The following is a 16,508-nucleotide window of genomic DNA, read 5'->3' on the forward strand; positions in this document are numbered from 1 at the left end:
CCGCAGGGAGGGAGGACGCCCCACCCCGCACATCACCGGCTGATTTTGTTGGATTCCCTACAGCACATCGGTGTGTCGCCGATCAGAGGGAGGTACGACGGACTGCGTCGTACCTCATGTCCGACCGCATCACCCGGTGGCAGTCCCGAGGAGAGCCATGACGGCGACGCAAACCGAACCGTGGACGACCGCACGGCACCCTCTAGCACGCCTCCTGCGCGCCATCGCAGCAGGTCAGGACCCAGAACCGGACGGGAAATGGGCTCGGGTCTCACCGTGGATCCCCACCGTCCAGGCCGTGGTTGCTTTCCCCGGACACACCATCATGGCGGTCTCCTACGACCTGACCGATGATCAGCTGGCCGACCTCGGGGTCGATGGCCACGGCGGGGCTTTCACGGCACGCACCGTGACCGCAATGGCCGGTCCGACCGGATGGGTAGGCGTGCCTCAGGTGTTGTTTTGCGCTCTCGGGACCGGCGCCGGTCAAAGCGGCACTCTCACTGCCCGATCTGACTTGGGGCGGGCCCCGTGCGTTGGTGTGGCACGCCGCACCCTTCAGGACATTCAGGTGTTGGGATCAGCTGTGGGGGAGTCGACTGACGTGGTGATCTTGGGACGAGGTGTGGCCGGGGTCCGTGAAATTGGGGTCTACCCCTCCACGGCGACTGCCACCGTCACGCACCTGGCCACCATGGTGCATGCCGCCCTGGACAGTGTCCCCGAGAACGAAGTGGTCCTATTCAGCGTGGACACCTACGACGCTCGCATGATCACCGCAGCAACTCAGGCCGGGTTCCGAGCCGTGGGTGGGGTGCAGCTGTTCAGCACCCGCCCCGAACATAAGCTCTAAAACCTCGTATGCCGCTGTGAACCACACCCCACAGCTCATATCACGCGTTGCGGGGTGAGCCACACCATGACTCACCCCGCAACGACGTCCGTGAAGAACAATTTAGGACTTGGCTTCTCCTGGTATCTTCCTGAAGACATTGGTCCGACAGTGAACCTCGCCACCCAGAACATGAATTTCATGGTAGGTATCGACGAAAGTCACCTTGACGCCGTTCTTCGCATGAGCGGCAGTGACGGCCTCAGCGAAGACATCCTTGCCGTTCAGCTTCGGGCCGTGCTGCGCAGGCACTATCAGTCGTTCCTTGTCCAAGGACAAGGCATTCACCGCATTCGGCACAAGCGCATCAAGGTTTCGCTTCCCTAAGGTCGCCTTTCCCGTGCCAGGAGGACGATCACCTCCCGAGCCGTGACCAGGGTCTTCGGGCTCATCCCGGGGACCAAAAGGCACTGGGTCGCCCTTTGAACCATCGACCATCCCACCTTCTTTCTTGGCCAACTCATCTTGGTATGCCCGCCGGAACAGCGCAGGAATCTTCACGAAGTCCGCGTCGCTGAAACCAAGTTCTTTCTTTAGTAAATTGACATTACTGTCAATCCGCTGCTGCGCGATCTCGTTTGCCTTGAGAATATCCTTGTTTTTCAAAATTTCGCTGACTGTTCCGATCTTCGGTGGATCGAATTTGTCATGCTTTGGCGGGTTGACTAGTTGTTGGCTTCCCTTTTTAGCTGACTCAACTTTCTTCAACAGATCCATCGCAACCTTAGGTGAGGCCACGGCGAAGGCCCAGCCTCTCTCATTCTTGGCTGGAATCACCTGGATGATCTCGTCGACATGCGCGACACTCAGAAACGAAGTGTCCAAATAAATTGGGGCTAGCGGGGAATTAACCTCGAAGAAAGACCGCGTTACCTGAGAGACTTTGCCATACTCAAGCTTGTCGTGATGGCCGATGATCAGACGACCGGTAGCAACCCGTTTGCCATCTTTGATGTATGAGCCAATGCCATCGACGTTGCCCATGGCATCCATCGATTTGTCACCGTTAGGTCCAGTGAGCGCAATAACGCCTACATCCTTACCGCGGAACCCAAACCATTCATTCATACCCTCAATATTGCGGTGAGCCAAGGCGAGGACCCGCATATGCTGAGTTTTGCCATCCTGGGTCATGCTGGCATACATACCCTCGAACATATCTTGGTTCCAAGGGTGGGCAGTACCGGTGATGACACGGGTTTGGTATCCGACTTTAGATCCGCTCGCTCGAATAGCACCCATTGGCCACGGTTCCGCATCGGGCTTGGTGCCTTCGGAATTAATACCTACGATCTTTTCCACATCTTGAGTGGAGAAAGCCGTTAGCTTTGCCACCTGAAGCTTGCGCGAGGCGCCAGAGATTTTTTCGCCCTCTTTGACTTCTACGATGATGTCAAATCGGCCATCAAAAACCTTTGCGTCGCGCAATACGTCGGTTGCCTCAACACCAAAAGTTACTCCAGACTTCAACTGAGCTGGGGTGAGTTTAGCTGGAAGTTTCAGCCCTTCAGACCACTTGTCACCATCGCCCTTGATGAAGATACGAACCTTGTCTTTTGCGGTGGCCGAGACAGATACCGTTGCCGACGCGGACTCCGCCACGTCAGGGATACCGGCCAGTGTGACTAGCGTTAGATCTTTGGCATCCTCCTGTCCGTTAACTTTATTGTCGGCACCGTCATAGCACGTGCTGACGTTCTTAAACTTAGGGAAGGGCTTCCCCTTGGGCAGAGCGCACCGACCTGAGTCGTCATCGACATTAGGCAGCACCGTCTGGGTCTTCGATGTCAGCTTGAGTCTGCCCTGGCCGCTTTTGGTCTCATTGACCTTCAGACTTGGGGCAGCCGAAGCAACATCAACAGACGCGATGAATGAACTCATTGAAAATGCAATGAGTAAAGCTGCGCGTGAGCGCCTTGAGGTGAATGGTGAGAGCAAGAAAAACTCCTCACGATGAGATGGGCCATCAGGCTACGAGAACCATTCATCAAATGCAAGTTTGCAGGAAAGGGGAGGATGTAACCTGCTCAATTGACAAATAAATATCAGCTTTTCTTCAGGCGTCCAACATCCTGCATTCAGGACGTGAAGCATTGCCGAGCTGCCCTCGCTCTTCACCGCAAGGAAATTCGGACAAAATACCTGTTTTCTATGGCATCAATCGCCTCTTTGTACTCCGGTGCCTTGCAATGCCGACTCCACCTGTGTGTCGGTGAAGCCGAGATAATGCAAGGCCACATCGAGACGGGGGAAAGAGATCGTGGTATCCGCCGCAGCTTTCACGGACTCCTTCGCGCAGAAACCCACCCCGAGACCGGCAGCTGCCATCATTGCGAGGTCATTAGCCCCATCTCCGATAGCCACCGTGTCGGCCATGTCGATCCGTTGCTCCTGCGCCCAACGCCGTAACTGATCTGCTTTGCGCTGCGGATCCACCACACTTCCTTCGACGTCACCGGTCAAACGAGCGACACCAGCATCGTCCAAGCAGACCTCGAGCACATTGGCACAGGCGTAGTCCAGCCCGATGTCAACCGCCAACGGATCAAGGACCTGCAAAAAACCCCCACTGACAGCGCCGATCCGATGCCCCCACTGGTGCAACACGGTGATCAGGGTCCGGGCGCCCGGAGTCAGATGCACGGCACGGCGTACCTCCTCCAGCGCTGTCACCTCCAGCCCGGCCAGCGCCCCCACCCGCGAGCGCAAACTCTGCGTGAAGTCGATCTCGCCGCGCATCGCTGCTGCCGTCACGCGAGCGACCTGATCCCGACGTCCGGCCTGCTCGGCCAACATGTCAATGACTTCCTCGGCGATGAGGGTCGAGTCGACATCGGTCACCACCAGCAGCTGACGCTCTGGTGGCCAACACGTCAAGTCCGCCAAGTGCGAGGGAGGCAGGCAGAGGTCCGCCTCGACGCCAAGCTGATGCAGAGCGTCGCTGCACACCTGACGGACCTGATCGCTGAGAACTGGTGACGGCACGTCAAGCGTCAGTTCGATGACGCCGGGGGAGGTGGACAGCACCCTGCAGTCACTGACCGACAGACCACCCGATCGAGTCAGAACACGAGTCAGGTCGGGGAGGAGACCCTCATCGAGCTGGTCTGGGACAGCTGCCCGGACGATGATCGCTGGCACGACGTATCAGTTCTCAGTCAGGTGCATTCCCTTGGGCACGACCACGATGCCGCCATCACTGACATAGAGACCTCGGGCCCGGTCAGCATCGTGGTCCACCCCGACTTCGACGCCATCACCGATGACGACTTTCTTGTCCAAGATGGCCCGATGAACGACGGCTTTGCGACCCACCACGACGCGATCCAGCAGGACGGAGTCGGTCACTTGGGCGTAGCTGTGCACGAAGCAGCGCGGGGAGATAACCGACCCTTCGACATGGGCACCGGAGACGACAGTGCCCGCGGAAACCATGGAGTTTACTGCCGTACCGAGTCGACCAGCTTCGTTGTGCACGAACTTGGCAGGGGGTTGCATGCCTTCGCCGCTGGTATAGATCGGCCAGTCCTCGTTGTAAAGGTTGAACACCGGGTGGATCGCGATGAGATCCATGTGGGCGTCGTAGTAGGCGTCGATGGTGCCGACATCACGCCAGTACGCGCGATCACGTTTGGTGGCTCCAGGGATTGTGTTGTGGCTGAAGTCGTAGACATACCCATCGCCGCGTTCAACGAAGTACGGGACGATATCCCCACCCATATCGTGGGTGCTGTCCGGGTTCTCAGCATCCGCGGTGACCACATCTCGTAGGACATCAGCGTCGAAGATGTAATTGCCCATAGAGGCGAGGACTTCGTCGGGGGAGTCCGGCAACCCGATGGCGTCGGTGGGCTTCTCCCGCCACCGGCCGATCTTGCGCACATCCTCCGGATCAACTTCGATCACGCCAAATTGGTCTGCCAGAGAAATGGGCTGGCGGATGGCAGCGACAGTGATCCCAGCACCCGTCTCCACGTGTTGACGCATCATCTGACTGAAGTCCATCCGGTAGACATGATCGGCGCCCACCACAACCACATAGTCAGGCCGTTCGTCCTCCAGAGTGTTCAGGCTCTGATAAATGGCATCCGCGCTGCCCTGATACCACTGTTTGCCCATCCGTTGTTGCGCGGGGATCGGCGCGACGTAGTTGTCTAGCAGGGTGGACATCCGCCAGGTGCGGGAAATGTGACGGTCCAAGCTGTGCGACTTGTACTGGGTGAGGACCACGATTTTGAGATATCCAGAGTTGACGACGTTGCTCAAGGCGAAGTCAACGAGACGGTAGATGCCACCGAAAGGGACCGCGGGTTTAGCCCGGTCCGCTGTCAACGGCATGAGGCGCTTCCCCTCACCTCCGGCAAGGACGATGGACAGGACCTTGGAGGAGCGTGGTGTGCGCGGCATACCCGCAACGTACCCGCCTGGAGGTCCCGCTGGCATCCTTCGCCAAGAAACCGTCGCCGGACCGAGATCGACGGGACCGCCCCACCAGGTTGCCGAGCGTTCATGCCGCTGACAGTCGTGCCACATGCCGCGCTGCGGCGCGATAGATTTCCCCCGTGCGAGTCGACATCCTCAGCAAGGAATACCCCCCCAACGTGTACGGCGGCGCGGGTGTTCATGTCGCCGAACTCGTCAAGGCCCTGCGGGCCCGCGATGACACTGACGCCCGGGTGCACGCGTTCGGAGCCACGGTGGACGAACCCGGAACAACCGGCTATCCCGATCTGCCCCAACTAGCTGACACGAACCAGACGATGCGCACCCTCGGGGTGGATCTGATGTTGGCTTCCGGGTGCGCCGGGACTGACCTGGTGCACTCGCATACCTGGTACGCCAACATGGCCGGGCATCTCGCGTCCCTCCTGCACGGGGTGCCGCATGTGCTGTCGGCGCACAGTCTCGAACCGTTACGCCCCTGGAAAGCTGAGCAGTTGGGTGGTGGCTACCGGGTGAGCAGTTGGGTAGAACGGACCGCGTACGAAGCGGCGTCGGCAGTGATCGCAGTCAGCCATGGCATGCGCGCAGACGTGTTGTCCTGCTACCCGTCGGTGGACCCGGCGAAGGTCAGTGTGGTGCACAACGGGATTGACGCCGCGACATGGCGGCCAGACCGGTCAGAGTCCGCTCGTCGTACCTGCGTGGAGCACGGCATCGACCCTGACGCCCCGTCGGTGGTCTTTGTCGGCCGCATCACCCGGCAGAAAGGCTTGCCGTACCTGCTGCGGGCCGTAGCGCAATTGCCTCCTGAGGTCCAGGTCGTCTTGTGCGCCGGAGCCCCCGACACCCCGGAGATTCAGGCGGAGGTGGAGGAGCTGATCCGTGGTCTGCAGCGCACCCGCCAAGGGGTGGTGTGGATCGCTGAGATGCTTCCGCGAGCGCAGATCGTCGCGATCCTGTCCCATGCGACGACCTTTGTCTGCCCGTCGATTTACGAGCCGTTGGGCATCGTCAATCTGGAGGCGATGGCCTGCGAGGCCGCTGTGGTCGCCACTCGCACCGGCGGTATTCCGGAGGTGGTTGTGCCGGGGGAGACTGGCTGGCTGGTGGATCTGGAGCAAATCCCGGACGGCACGGGGACACCGGTGAATCCGGCAGCATTCGTGGACGATGTGGCGGCCACCTTGTATGAGGCGGTGCAAGATCCGGATCGGGCCAGGAGGTACGGCGTAGCTGGTCGCCGCCGGGCGGTGGAGTCCTTTAGTTGGACGTCGATCGCTGAGCAGACCGTGGCCGTTTACCGTTCGGTGTTGCAGCGCTGAGGGGAAAGCCACCGAGGTGAAATCGGCGGGCGTGGAATCCACCATGATCAGATTCGATATGCGTTGGGGAGGACCAAGACGGAGCATCCGCCTCGATGGGTGAGCGGTTCTAGGGAGCGCGCCACGGATTCGGTGAAGTCAATCCCACACCCGGGAAGAAAGACCCACATCGTGTCGACGTGATGCGGGGGGGAAGGCCCTTGTCACTCGAGGGTGGCATCGCGGATCCCAGCGAGCTGAAGGGCGGCCAGGCACGTCGCTTGAGCCAGGAGCAGGGGCGAGCCCACCTGAGCGGCAAGGACGATCATGTCGCGGGTGCGTGGCGTGAGCATGCCAGGCAGATCAATATCGACCGGCCACGATCGGGCCAGTACAGATCCGATCTCGTCGGCGAGATGCGCTTCGATGACGTCCGGGTCGAGGTGGTCGAGGTGGCGGCCAGGCAACGGATCACCGGCGTACGCCGCCCACCGGATATGGGTGACTGCGCTGCTTCCGGAGGGGCTGGTGCTGACTGTCGGGACGAGCACGTCGCCCAGTCCAGGGACAAAGACACATTGGCCAGCTTCGGTGGCGGCGGCGAGGACAGCGCTTCCGCGGGGGAGTAAACCGGGGATGCCGGGGCGGGGGAGAGCCACTAGGACGACGTGTTGCCCCAGGTCTGCCCAGGTGTGAAAGCGTTCAGTCCGGCCGTTGACCAGGTCCGTATCAGGGCAGGCTCGTCGTAATGCCTCGTCGACAGGGAGCGCCCCGGCGTAAGCGGCGCTGACCCACAGCGAGACCTGCACACTGATCGGCAACTCCAGCACGACAACATGCTAGGCATTGGGCCGGGGCGGCGCATCGGATCCCTCCAGCGACGAACCGGGGCTTTGCCCTAGGGTCTTGATCATGAGCGACGTGGTGGAGTTTGCCGGGGTCGGTGTGGTGCGTGGTGGCGCCACCCTCGTGGAGGCTATTGACTGGGAGATCGAAGAAGGCGAACGGTGGGTCGTGCTCGGCCCGAACGGTGCAGGCAAAACAACACTGCTGCAGTTAGCCGCAGCTCGGATGCATCCAACGCGGGGCGTGGCTCGGGTCTTGGGTGAACGTCTCGGTGCGGTCGACGTCTTCGAGCTACGGCCGCGGATCGGCCTGGCCAGCAGCTCTTTGGCGGAGCGGATCCCCGGCGACGAGCTGGTGCGGGACGTGGTGTTGACCGCGTCGTACGGCGTGGTTGGGCGGTGGCGTGAGCAGTACGAGCGGATGGACGTGTCGCGGGCTCGGCACCTGCTGGCAGCGTTGGGGGCGGAGCATCTCTTGGAGCGCACCTACGGGACGCTCTCTGAGGGCGAACGCAAACGGGTGCTGATCGCCCGGGCCTTGATGACCGACCCCGAGTTGATGTTGCTGGATGAACCCGCCGCCGGGTTGGATCTAGCCGGTCGGGAGGATCTGGTGCAACGGTTGGGGCTGATCGCTCAGGACCTCGACGCGCCAGCGTTGGTCCTAGTGACCCACCATGTGGAGGAGATCCCGCCCGGTTTTACCGATGTGCTGCTGTTGCGGGACGGTGTGGTGGTCGCAGCCGGTCCGATTGGCTCGACGCTGACGCAGGAGTCCTTAGAAGAGACGTTCCGGATTCCGTTGACCTTGGAACGGCACGGTGACCGGTGGGCTGCGCGGGCCAGGGTCCCCGAGCCAGGGGAGACCGGCCCGTGGCAGTCATCATCAACCGATACTGACGGTGACTGATGGATGGGGTGCCGGATCTGCAGTGGTGGCTGACTCATGAGTGGGTCGTCTGGTTGATCCTGACCCTGCTGTTGGGGACGATCGAAGTGGCCACCGCCAACCTCGTCTTCATCATGTTGGCTGGAGGAGCGGGGGCAGGAGCGGTTGCGGCAGCGTTAGGGGCGCCCCTGGCTGGGCAGGCTGCTCTGGCAGGGACGGTGGCGGTGTCTTTGCTGGTGCTGGTCCGTCCAGAAGTGTTACGACGCATCATGGCTGCTACGCCGCGGTCGGTGATGGGAGTTGATTCGTATGTCGGTCAACTCGGAGAAGTGCTGGTTGCGGTCGACGCCCATGACGGTCGGGTCCGCATCGGCGGTGAGGAATGGTCAGCGCGTCTGGCCGAACAGATGTCATCGATACCGGTGGGAGCGACAGTCGTGGTCGTATCCATCGACGGTGCCACGGCTGTCGTGTCTCCCGAAGACAGTCCGCTTGGTCAGATCAACATCGGGGAATGAAGGGCGGTTTCATGTTTGTCACGTTGCTGGTGATTTTGGTAGCACTGGTGTTTTTAGGGTCGGTGCTGACGAGGGCGGTTCGTATCGTCCCGCAGCAGACGGCATTGATCATCGAACGATTGGGGAGTTATCACTCGACGATGCACGGTGGCATCCACGGGTTGATCCCGTTTGTGGATCGCGTCCGAGCCACCATTGACCTGCGTGAACAGGTGGTGAGCTTCCCACCGCAGCCGGTGATCACCTCGGACAACTTGGTGGTCAACATCGACACCGTCATTTACTACTCAGTGACTGACGCCAAGGCAGCGGTCTACGAGATCGCTAACTTCATTCAAGGTATCGAGCAGTTGACGGTGACGACGTTGCGTAATGTCATCGGCTCGATGGACCTGGAGCAGACGCTGACCAGCCGCGACCAGATCAATGGCCAACTGCGGGGCGTCTTGGATGAAGCGACGGGGCGGTGGGGAATCCGGGTGGGCCGGGTTGAGTTGAAGGCCATTGACCCGCCGCACAGCGTGCAGGACTCGATGGAGAAGCAGATGCGCGCTGAGCGGGACCGGCGTGCAGCGATCCTGACTGCTGAAGGTGTCAAGCAGTCGGCCATTCTCACTGCTGAGGGTGAGAAGCAGGCCGCGATCCTTCGGGCGGAAGGCGCCGCTCAGGCTCGGATTTTGGAGGCCCAAGGCCAGTCTCGGGCGATCGAACAGGTGTTTGAGGCGATCCACCAGGGCAAGCCGGACGCCTCCTTGCTGGCATACCAGTATTTGCAGGTGTTGCCGCAGATCGCGCAGGGCGACGCCAACAAGATGTGGATCGTCCCGACCGAATTGACGGAGGCGTTGCGGGGGATCGGCGGGGCCTTCGGCGCGGGCATGGTCCCTGCGGGGCGCGCTCCGTGGGACAAGACAGGTAGCGATCTGGGCGGCGACACGTCGCAGGTTGAGCCCCGGTTCTGACCTGGCTGAGCCGGTCTTTTCGGCGTCGGCGGGCGGCAGGTGGCACCCGGTAGGGTGTGCGCGTGTCGCCCGTCGCTATTTTCTCCGTTCTGCTCGCTGGTGTCGCTGCGGGCACCATCAATGCCATCGTGGGGTCTGGCACGTTGGTGACTTTCCCGACGCTGCTGATGATCGGGATGCCACCGTTAGTGGCGAATATCAGCAACAACATTGGTTTATTGCCAGGTGGATTAGCTGGGGCTTATGGCTATCGGCGGGAATTAGCTCGCCATCGGGGGTTGGTACGCCGGTTAGCGCCACCTGGGGTGGCTGGGGGCCTGGTGGGCGGGTCACTGTTGTTGGTGCTCCCACCGAGTGTGTTTGGCGCGGTGGTGCCGGTGCTGGTGGTCTTTGGGTTGGTGCTGGTGGTCGCCGGGCCGAGGTTGCAGCGGTGGTCCGCAGCTCGAGCAGCTGAAGGCGCAGCCCAGGCGCATGTCGCGAAGTCGTCGGAGACACCGGAGCTGCCGCATCCGGTGGCGACGCCGGTGGTGGTGTTCCTCACCGGGGTGTACGGCGGATATTTCGGTGCCGCGCAGGGCATCATCCTGGTGGGCCTGCTCAGCGTGCTGCTCCCGGTGGGTTTGCAGAGCATCAATGCGGTGAAGAATGCGATTGTCCCGCTGGTGAACTTGGTCGCTGCGATCCTTTTTGTGATCCTGCGGTGGGACCAGATCAACTGGTGGGCAGTGCTCCTCATCGGCATCGGCAGCACTGTCGGGGGCTTCCTCGGGAGCCACCTCGGCCGGAGAATGCCGACCGGTGTGCTTCGTGCTGTCATCATCGTGGTCGGCCTGGTCGCATTGGCTCGGATGACGATCTGGCCGGCATGACCCGGATCGATGACATCACGCAACCACCGGAGACGATGTGCCCATTCAGGTGACGGACCCGTCCGATGAACGACTGGCTGACTATTTCACGTTGACGGATGTCGCCTTGCGGCGTCGCTTGGACACCGAACGGGGCTTATACCTCGCTGAGAGCGACAAAGTGATCCGCAGAGCCTTGGCGGCAGGGCACCGCCCGCGGTCGTATCTGATGGGTCACCGCTGGGTGCGTGACCTCGCTGATCTGGTGGCGGACGCTGAAGACGCGGGTATCCCGGTGTATGTCGGTGACGATGACGTCATCACCACCATGACTGGCTTCCACTTGCATCGGGGTGCGATCGCCTCGATGCACCGTCCAGAGCCGCTCGACGTGGGGGAGTTACTGAAGGCAGTGAGCGACCGCCAGCGCACGACCCGCTCGCGCATCGCCATCCTGGACTCCCTGGTCGATCACACCAATGTGGGGGCTTGTTTCCGGTCGGCTGCGGCAATGGGAGTCGACGCCGTCCTGATCACGCCACGGTGCGCTGATCCCTTCTATCGCCGGGCGATCCGGGTGTCGATGGGCACTGTGTTCCAAGTGCCGTGGACCAGGATCGATCCCTGGCCCGGGGGGATCGATCGGCTCAGCGCAGCGGGATACGTCGTGGCTGGGATGACCCTCGGGGAAGGAGCAATCTCCCTCGACGAGTTGGTGGCTGAGGACCATCACCGGCTGGCCTTGGTGTTTGGCTCTGAGGGGCATGGGCTGGCCCCACAGATCGAAAAGGTCCTCGACCGGCGAGTGACGATCCCGATGATGGGCGGCGTCGACTCCCTTAACGTCGCAGCGTCATCAGCGGTGGCGTTCTATGCGACCCGCTGACACCTGTCCCGCACGCTCAAGCGGCGTACATTCCGGTGATCACCGCGCGCCCAACGACATGCTCGAGCATCAGGAAACTGGCTTTGGCTGGCGAGGTCTCCGGTTCCACATCCAAGCGCTCTACGTCCAACGCGACCACGGCGAACATGTACCGGTGCGCCCGGTCACCTTCCGGGGGAGCAGCGCCACCAAAGTCACGGGTGCCGTAGTCGTTACGGAGTTGGATGGCGCCTTCTGGGAGTAAGACGCCATATTCGGCTCCGGCGCCGGACGGCACCTCGGTCAGGTCGCCGGGGAGGTTGAGGACAAACCAGTGCCAGAACCCAGAGGGGGTTGGGGCATCCGGGTCGAAACAGGTCAGGGCGTAGCTGCGGGTGCCCTCCGGCGCTCCGCTCCAGGACAGGCGGGGCGAACAGTTGTCCTGGGCGTAGACCTGAGCCGGGGGAAGTTGGTCGCCGTCGGAGAAGTCCGCGGTCACGGTGAACGAAGCCACCTGAGGCAGCATCGAATAGGGGTCAGCTGGGATCGGTCGGTCCAAGTTCATGGTCCGAGCCTAGCCACGCCGAGTTGTCGGGGGAGCAGGGGCAGCCGGTCTGTCGTGACGACGTTCTTGTCGGGAGATCTGTCGTGACGACGTTCTTGTCAGGAGCACTGGTCATTCGATGGCAGGCAGAGCGGCGGGGGAGACCGTTCATCGATCTGGTCGGATTGGGCCAGGTTCTCCAGCTCACCTTCAGGCTCGCCCCGACCGTAGAATCCGCAGGCAAATGCGTCGTCATCGGTTCCCACTATGACGATCGGCACAGCTGATGAACATCGGATATAGGAGCAGGGGAGCATCATGGAGGATCGGCCTGGCCCTCATGACGCCGACATCCACGTGCTGCCAGTGACAGAGACCTGGCCGCACCCTGGTGAGTGTCTGACCTGTTATTTGACGCGGATGACCAGTCAATTTGGGTGTCGAGGTTTTCACTGGACGACCCGGTTTCGCGATGTGACTGCACCTCAGGCAACTGCGCTGTTACGCCGGTTGTCGCACATGGGTGGTTACTGCGACTGCGAGGTGCTCATGAACGCTTACGTGCCGCGTCAGGGCCTGGAACATCCGCATGCCGCCGGGTTGATGAGTCCCCTTCCCACCACGACGCCGACCTGCCAACGGGTACGGCGAGGGTCAACGCGACCATGCACGGTATGGGTGCGCCGCCGATCCTAACTCTGTGATCCATCAAGGCCCTGTGCCCATGAAGAAAATCCACCTGATCCGCTGCCCATTTCATGAGATGTGCAGGGGAGTGGCGCATATCTGCACAGCTGTGCCGACGTACTGTCCGCGGCGGCACACCTGTGCATTGATCGAGCAACACGTGCCATCCCCCTCCTGACTGTTGGGCACAAACGTGCTCAAAGTGATAGATAGAAAAGCTGACAATGAGGATTGCCTGTTCGATCCCCCTCGGAAGATCCGGGCACAAACGTGCCGGCCCATCTTAGGGGGCACCCGAAGTCGAAAAAACCGATATGAGCCAAAAAAGCCGATGAGCTAAAACAGGAAAATGGGGTTTTTGGCCCAGCGGGGTCAGGTGCCGATCGCGCGCACCAGGGGATCGCACAGTCAGCGCCGAGTGAGGCTCCTCGCCTGCGATAATGACATAATGTAGATTATCGGCAAAATATCAGATGTGGCTGGAGTGACAGGACCCTGACGGATGGCACCCATCGCACACCCTCGGTAGCCACCTTCCGTCGTCTTAGTGGCCGTTCATCGCATTGATCGGCACCCCCAGCAGTCACTCACGACCCCCACTGGATCACGCAAAGGACCCACCTACTCAACCTCGTCACCTCCCTGCTAGACAGGTCTCATGGAGGAAACATCGTTTCGCCACGGCGATGACCTCTCGTCAGTCGGACCATTAAGGATCTCGCCCTGTCGTGATGAGCGCTCCGTGGCTTCTTGGCTAAAAGAGCATTGGGGTTCAGAGTCCATCGTCGTGCACGGAAAAAGACATCGTGCCCAGGATTTATTTGCTTTGAAAGCTTGCTACTCACCGTCAGATCAGCACTGTTTATCCCGGTCGTTACCGACCAAAAAACCCCGACATTATGTCGGCATGATCACTTACGTCGATCGGGGCTTGACCTGGGAGATCATCACTCTTGACGCCGACCCTCCTGGGCGTGGGATCGGCACAGCACTAGTTCAGGCGATGACCGCTCGCGCACTGGCAGTAGGGGTGATTGGACTGTCAGTCACGACCACAAACGACAATTTGTCCGCCTTGGGATTCTGGCAATCCCAAGGCTTCCGAATGGTTCGGGTTCGCCCAGATGCTGTGGCGGTCGCCCGGTGCTTGAAACCTGAAATTCCTCGAGTAGCGGAGAATGGAATTCCGATCAGGGACGAAGTCGACCTGATACTGGGCCTCGGATGAGAGAAAGCGTGCTGGGTCTGGGGAATGGTCGCGTCCAGACCCAGCACGCTTCAGGCGATCGAAGTGCGGTCAGCCCTTGAAAGCGTCCTTGACCTTCTCCCCCGCCTGCTTCAGGTCAGCGACGGCCTGGTCGCCCCGGCCCTCGGCTTCCATCTGGGGGTCGTCAGTGGCTTTGCCCATCGCTTCCTTGGCTTTGCCGGCGGCGCCGTCAACGGCGTTGCTGATCTTGTCGCTCATACCCACGGTGATACTCCTTCATCATGTCTGGTGACAGGTGTGCAGGGGTCTCGTACCCCGCTGGAGATAGTTCACACCTGAACGACCGCACCAATGTGTAGAGGGCGCTACCGAATTGCCGTGTCACTCCCCCACAGTGACCTGGTGGACTCCGTGGCGTCTAGCTCCACAGCCGAGGATCACAGCGCGAGTGTCGACATCTCGGTTCGCGCTGAGAGTGCCGCCGCCGGTAGAGTTCCTGGGTCGCTCGGCCGACCGGCTGAGGAGCGCAGGCGTAGATGAGGCGCCCGTAGCAGGGAACAAGCCTCTCAAGATCGGCGTTGGAGCCGATGAATCAACATCAGTGGCGAGCGAGTCAGGCACGACTCTTGGAGGGTACGACATGGCAGAGCGGTCGCTGCGGGGAACGAATCTTTCGGCCCTGAGCATGGAATCGGACGAAAACGTCGTCCTGTCCGAGCGCCAGATCACCCGGTACGTCTGCGCCAACAACCACGTCAGCGAGTTGCCCTTCTCCATTGAGGCCGAGGTGCCCCCCACTTGGGAATGCCGATGTGGACAGGAAGCCAAGCTAGTCGATGGGCCAGCCTCTGAGGACAAACCCGGCAAGGTGTCCCGCACCCACTGGGACATGTTGCTGGAACGTCGTTCGATCGCTGAGCTCGAAGAACTCCTCCAGGAGCGGTTGACGTTGCTGCGCGCGTCCCGCGGGGAGAGCACGAAGCAGACAGCCTGAGCTGGTTTTCGGATTCTGAAACGAGCGGGAGGGGCGAACCACGGTGGTTCGCCCCTCCCGCTCGTTGATCGATGGTGGCGCTGAGCTCCTGAAGAGCACTGAACGCAGTGGCTCAGGACGTGTCAGCGACCGGCATCGTCGTTGTCGATGACTTCGCCGGTCACCACATGTGGACTGCCAGGAGCCGGGGCAGGATTCCAGGGGCCAGCTCCGAGTAGCCGTCGTTCCACCATTGCTTGCAGGAAGCGGCGGGCTAGCGGTCTTGTCGGTGGGGCGACCACCAGGAAACCGATGATGTCGGTGATGAAACCAGGCGTCAGCAGCAAAGCGCCGCCGACAAGGATGAGCACCGCGTCAGCGATTTCTTTGGCAGGCATCCGGCCGGATTGCAACGCCATCACAAAAGCCCGCCATGCCTCCCTACCTTCGTGTTTCATCAGCCACGCCCCAAAAAGGGACTCGACCAGCAAGAGGAGAAATGTCGGCCAGCCACCGATCGTGCGACCGACGGCGAGGATGACGCCGATCTCTAGCAGTGGCATCACCAGCAGCAGGAGGACAGCCAGCGCACTCAGCCCGGGTCGACGGCGACGGGCAGCCCGACGCGCTTTTCCCGGTGTGGCCGAGAACTCCGGTCGGGCACCCGTCATGGGAGTCACTTCTTAAGCGACTGCCAGCCACCCTCACGGACTCGGGACACCGCGTCCTTGGCCTGTCCGGCGCGGAAAGCGAGTCCCCGCTTGGTGACTCCGATCAAAGACTCGCGGAAGATGTCGCCGCTCATTTTGGAGTCGCCGATCTCCCGCTCGACGAAGGTGATCGGCACTTCCACGATCTTCAGCTTCGCTTGCGCGGCCCGCCAGGTCAGGTCGGTCTGGAAGAAGTAGCCGTGGGATTCGACGTTCTCGATACCCATCATGCGCAGTGCGTCGGTGCGGTACACCCGGAACCCGGCGGTGGCATCCCGTACAGGCATACCCAGAAGCACCGAAATGTACAGGTTGCCGTAGACCGAGAGCGCCTTACGGTGGGCCGGCCAGTTAACCACCGAGCCACCGGGCACCCAACGAGAGCCGATGACGACATCGGCGTTCTCTGCGGCAGCGAGAAGAGCAGGCAGGTGCTCTGGGCGGTGGGAGCCGTCGGCGTCGATCTCGACGACCGCGTCGTAGCCGTGCTCCATCGCCCACTCGAACCCAGCCAGGTAGGCCTTGCCCAGGCCTTCCTTGCCCTTGCGGTGCATGACCTGGATCTTGTCGTCTGCTGCGGCGAGTTGGTCGGCGACCTCTCCGGTGCCGTCGGGTGAGTTGTCCTCCAACACGAGGATGTCGCACTGGGGAGCAGCCTCGCGGATGCGCTGAGCGATCAGCGGGAGGTTCTCGCGCTCGTTGTAGGTCGGGATGAGGATCAGGACACGGTTCAGCGGGTGACGCTCCCGGTCCTCGATCTGCGGGTTGACCTGGCGAAGGCGGTTGAAGACGGGCATCGGTCCCTCGAAGTTGACGTCTGAGTG

17 protein-coding genes and 1 pseudogene are annotated in these 16,508 nt (G+C 61.4%); 10 read left to right on the forward strand and 8 right to left on the reverse strand.

All coding sequences use genetic code 11. From position 1 onward, the window contains the following. The first annotated feature begins 157 nt into the window (after positions 1-157). Positions 158-853 carry an N-acetyltransferase gene (locus tag KEM60_RS02455; RefSeq protein WP_219105937.1) on the forward strand — a complete coding sequence of 232 codons (696 nt, stop codon included), beginning with the start codon at positions 158-160 and terminating at the stop codon, positions 851-853. Between the two features lie 102 nt (positions 854-955). On the opposite strand, the gene KEM60_RS02460 is transcribed toward KEM60_RS02455, so the two are convergent. From KEM60_RS02460 to glgC, 3 genes are all read right to left on the reverse strand, one after another. Further along, complete coding sequence (locus KEM60_RS02460) at positions 956-2,773, reverse strand: protein-arginine deiminase domain-containing protein (protein ID WP_219105938.1); 1,818 nt, start codon at positions 2,771-2,773, stop codon at positions 956-958. Between the two features lie 276 nt (positions 2,774-3,049). Beyond that, entirely contained in the window at positions 3,050-4,033 is a 984-nt protein-coding gene (serB, locus tag KEM60_RS02465) for a phosphoserine phosphatase SerB (RefSeq protein WP_219105939.1), read from the reverse strand. Between the two features lie 6 nt (positions 4,034-4,039). Then, positions 4,040-5,299 carry a glucose-1-phosphate adenylyltransferase gene (glgC, locus tag KEM60_RS02470; protein WP_219105940.1) on the reverse strand — a complete coding sequence of 420 codons (1,260 nt, stop codon included), beginning with the start codon at positions 5,297-5,299 and terminating at the stop codon, positions 4,040-4,042. Between the two features lie 155 nt (positions 5,300-5,454). Here glgC and glgA point away from each other — a divergent pair, with 155 nt between their 5' ends. Further along, positions 5,455-6,657: a glycogen synthase gene (gene glgA, locus KEM60_RS02475; RefSeq protein WP_219105941.1), complete on the forward strand. Its 1,203-nt coding sequence runs from the start codon at positions 5,455-5,457 to the stop codon at positions 6,655-6,657. Between the two features lie 203 nt (positions 6,658-6,860). On the opposite strand, the gene KEM60_RS02480 is transcribed toward glgA, so the two are convergent. Beyond that, a complete protein-coding gene (locus tag KEM60_RS02480; RefSeq protein WP_219105942.1) occupies positions 6,861-7,466 on the reverse strand; it encodes a hypothetical protein in 606 nt (201 codons plus the stop codon). An 82-nt stretch (positions 7,467-7,548) separates the two neighbouring features. On the opposite strand from KEM60_RS02480, the gene KEM60_RS02485 reads away from it, so the two are divergent. The 5 genes and pseudogenes from KEM60_RS02485 to KEM60_RS02505 all read left to right on the forward strand — a co-directional run bounded on the left by KEM60_RS02485 (position 7,549) and on the right by KEM60_RS02505 (position 11,584). Beyond that, the gene (locus KEM60_RS02485) at positions 7,549-8,391 is read left to right on the forward strand and encodes an ABC transporter ATP-binding protein (RefSeq protein ID WP_219105943.1); all 843 of its coding nucleotides are present in this window, start codon (positions 7,549-7,551) and stop codon (positions 8,389-8,391) included. Next, positions 8,391-8,888, forward strand: coding sequence for an NfeD family protein (locus KEM60_RS02490; RefSeq protein WP_219105944.1), 498 nt, complete (start codon positions 8,391-8,393; stop codon positions 8,886-8,888). Before KEM60_RS02485 ends, KEM60_RS02490 begins: the two co-directional genes overlap by 1 nt. An 11-nt stretch (positions 8,889-8,899) precedes the next feature. Further along, positions 8,900-9,766 (forward strand): annotated as a pseudogene (locus KEM60_RS02495) (SPFH domain-containing protein); the annotation flags it as partial. A 146-nt stretch (positions 9,767-9,912) separates the two neighbouring features. Beyond that, on the forward strand, positions 9,913-10,719 hold the full coding sequence (locus KEM60_RS02500) for a sulfite exporter TauE/SafE family protein (RefSeq protein WP_219105945.1): 807 nt from the start codon (positions 9,913-9,915) through the stop codon (positions 10,717-10,719). A gap of 37 nt (positions 10,720-10,756) precedes the next feature. Further along, positions 10,757-11,584 carry an RNA methyltransferase gene (locus tag KEM60_RS02505; RefSeq protein ID WP_219105946.1) on the forward strand — a complete coding sequence of 276 codons (828 nt, stop codon included), beginning with the start codon at positions 10,757-10,759 and terminating at the stop codon, positions 11,582-11,584. Between the two features lie 16 nt (positions 11,585-11,600). Here the strand turns inward: KEM60_RS02505 and KEM60_RS02510 are convergent, their stop codons facing one another. Then, positions 11,601-12,128, reverse strand: a complete 528-nt coding sequence (locus KEM60_RS02510; protein ID WP_219105947.1) for a YbhB/YbcL family Raf kinase inhibitor-like protein — start codon at positions 12,126-12,128, stop codon at positions 11,601-11,603. 297 nt (positions 12,129-12,425) lie between these two features. On the opposite strand from KEM60_RS02510, the gene KEM60_RS16800 reads away from it, so the two are divergent. Beyond that, positions 12,426-12,803, forward strand: coding sequence for a DUF2695 domain-containing protein (locus KEM60_RS16800; protein ID WP_219105948.1), 378 nt, complete (start codon positions 12,426-12,428; stop codon positions 12,801-12,803). Between the two features lie 649 nt (positions 12,804-13,452). Beyond that, the gene (locus KEM60_RS16375; protein WP_255574158.1) at positions 13,453-14,022 is read left to right on the forward strand and encodes an N-acetyltransferase; all 570 of its coding nucleotides are present in this window, start codon (positions 13,453-13,455) and stop codon (positions 14,020-14,022) included. A gap of 69 nt (positions 14,023-14,091) precedes the next feature. Here KEM60_RS16375 and KEM60_RS02525 read toward each other — a convergent pair whose 3' ends face one another. Beyond that, positions 14,092-14,265, reverse strand: a complete 174-nt coding sequence (locus KEM60_RS02525; protein ID WP_219105950.1) for a CsbD family protein — start codon at positions 14,263-14,265, stop codon at positions 14,092-14,094. A 376-nt stretch (positions 14,266-14,641) separates the two neighbouring features. On the opposite strand from KEM60_RS02525, the gene KEM60_RS02530 reads away from it, so the two are divergent. Then, positions 14,642-14,995 (forward strand): RNA polymerase-binding protein RbpA, encoded by a 354-nt coding sequence (locus tag KEM60_RS02530; RefSeq protein WP_219105951.1) that lies wholly within the window; start codon positions 14,642-14,644, stop codon positions 14,993-14,995. 122 nt (positions 14,996-15,117) lie between these two features. Here the strand turns inward: KEM60_RS02530 and KEM60_RS02535 are convergent, their stop codons facing one another. Beyond that, positions 15,118-15,645, reverse strand: coding sequence for an FxsA family protein (locus KEM60_RS02535; RefSeq protein ID WP_255574159.1), 528 nt, complete (start codon positions 15,643-15,645; stop codon positions 15,118-15,120). 5 nt (positions 15,646-15,650) lie between these two features. Next, entirely contained in the window at positions 15,651-16,481 is an 831-nt protein-coding gene (locus tag KEM60_RS02540; RefSeq protein ID WP_219105952.1) for a polyprenol monophosphomannose synthase, read from the reverse strand. Positions 16,482-16,508 lie beyond the last annotated feature (27 nt).

Source organism: Austwickia sp. TVS 96-490-7B (genome assembly GCF_019331795.1).
In the GTDB taxonomy this organism is placed as follows: Bacteria; Actinomycetota; Actinomycetes; order Actinomycetales; family Dermatophilaceae; genus Austwickia.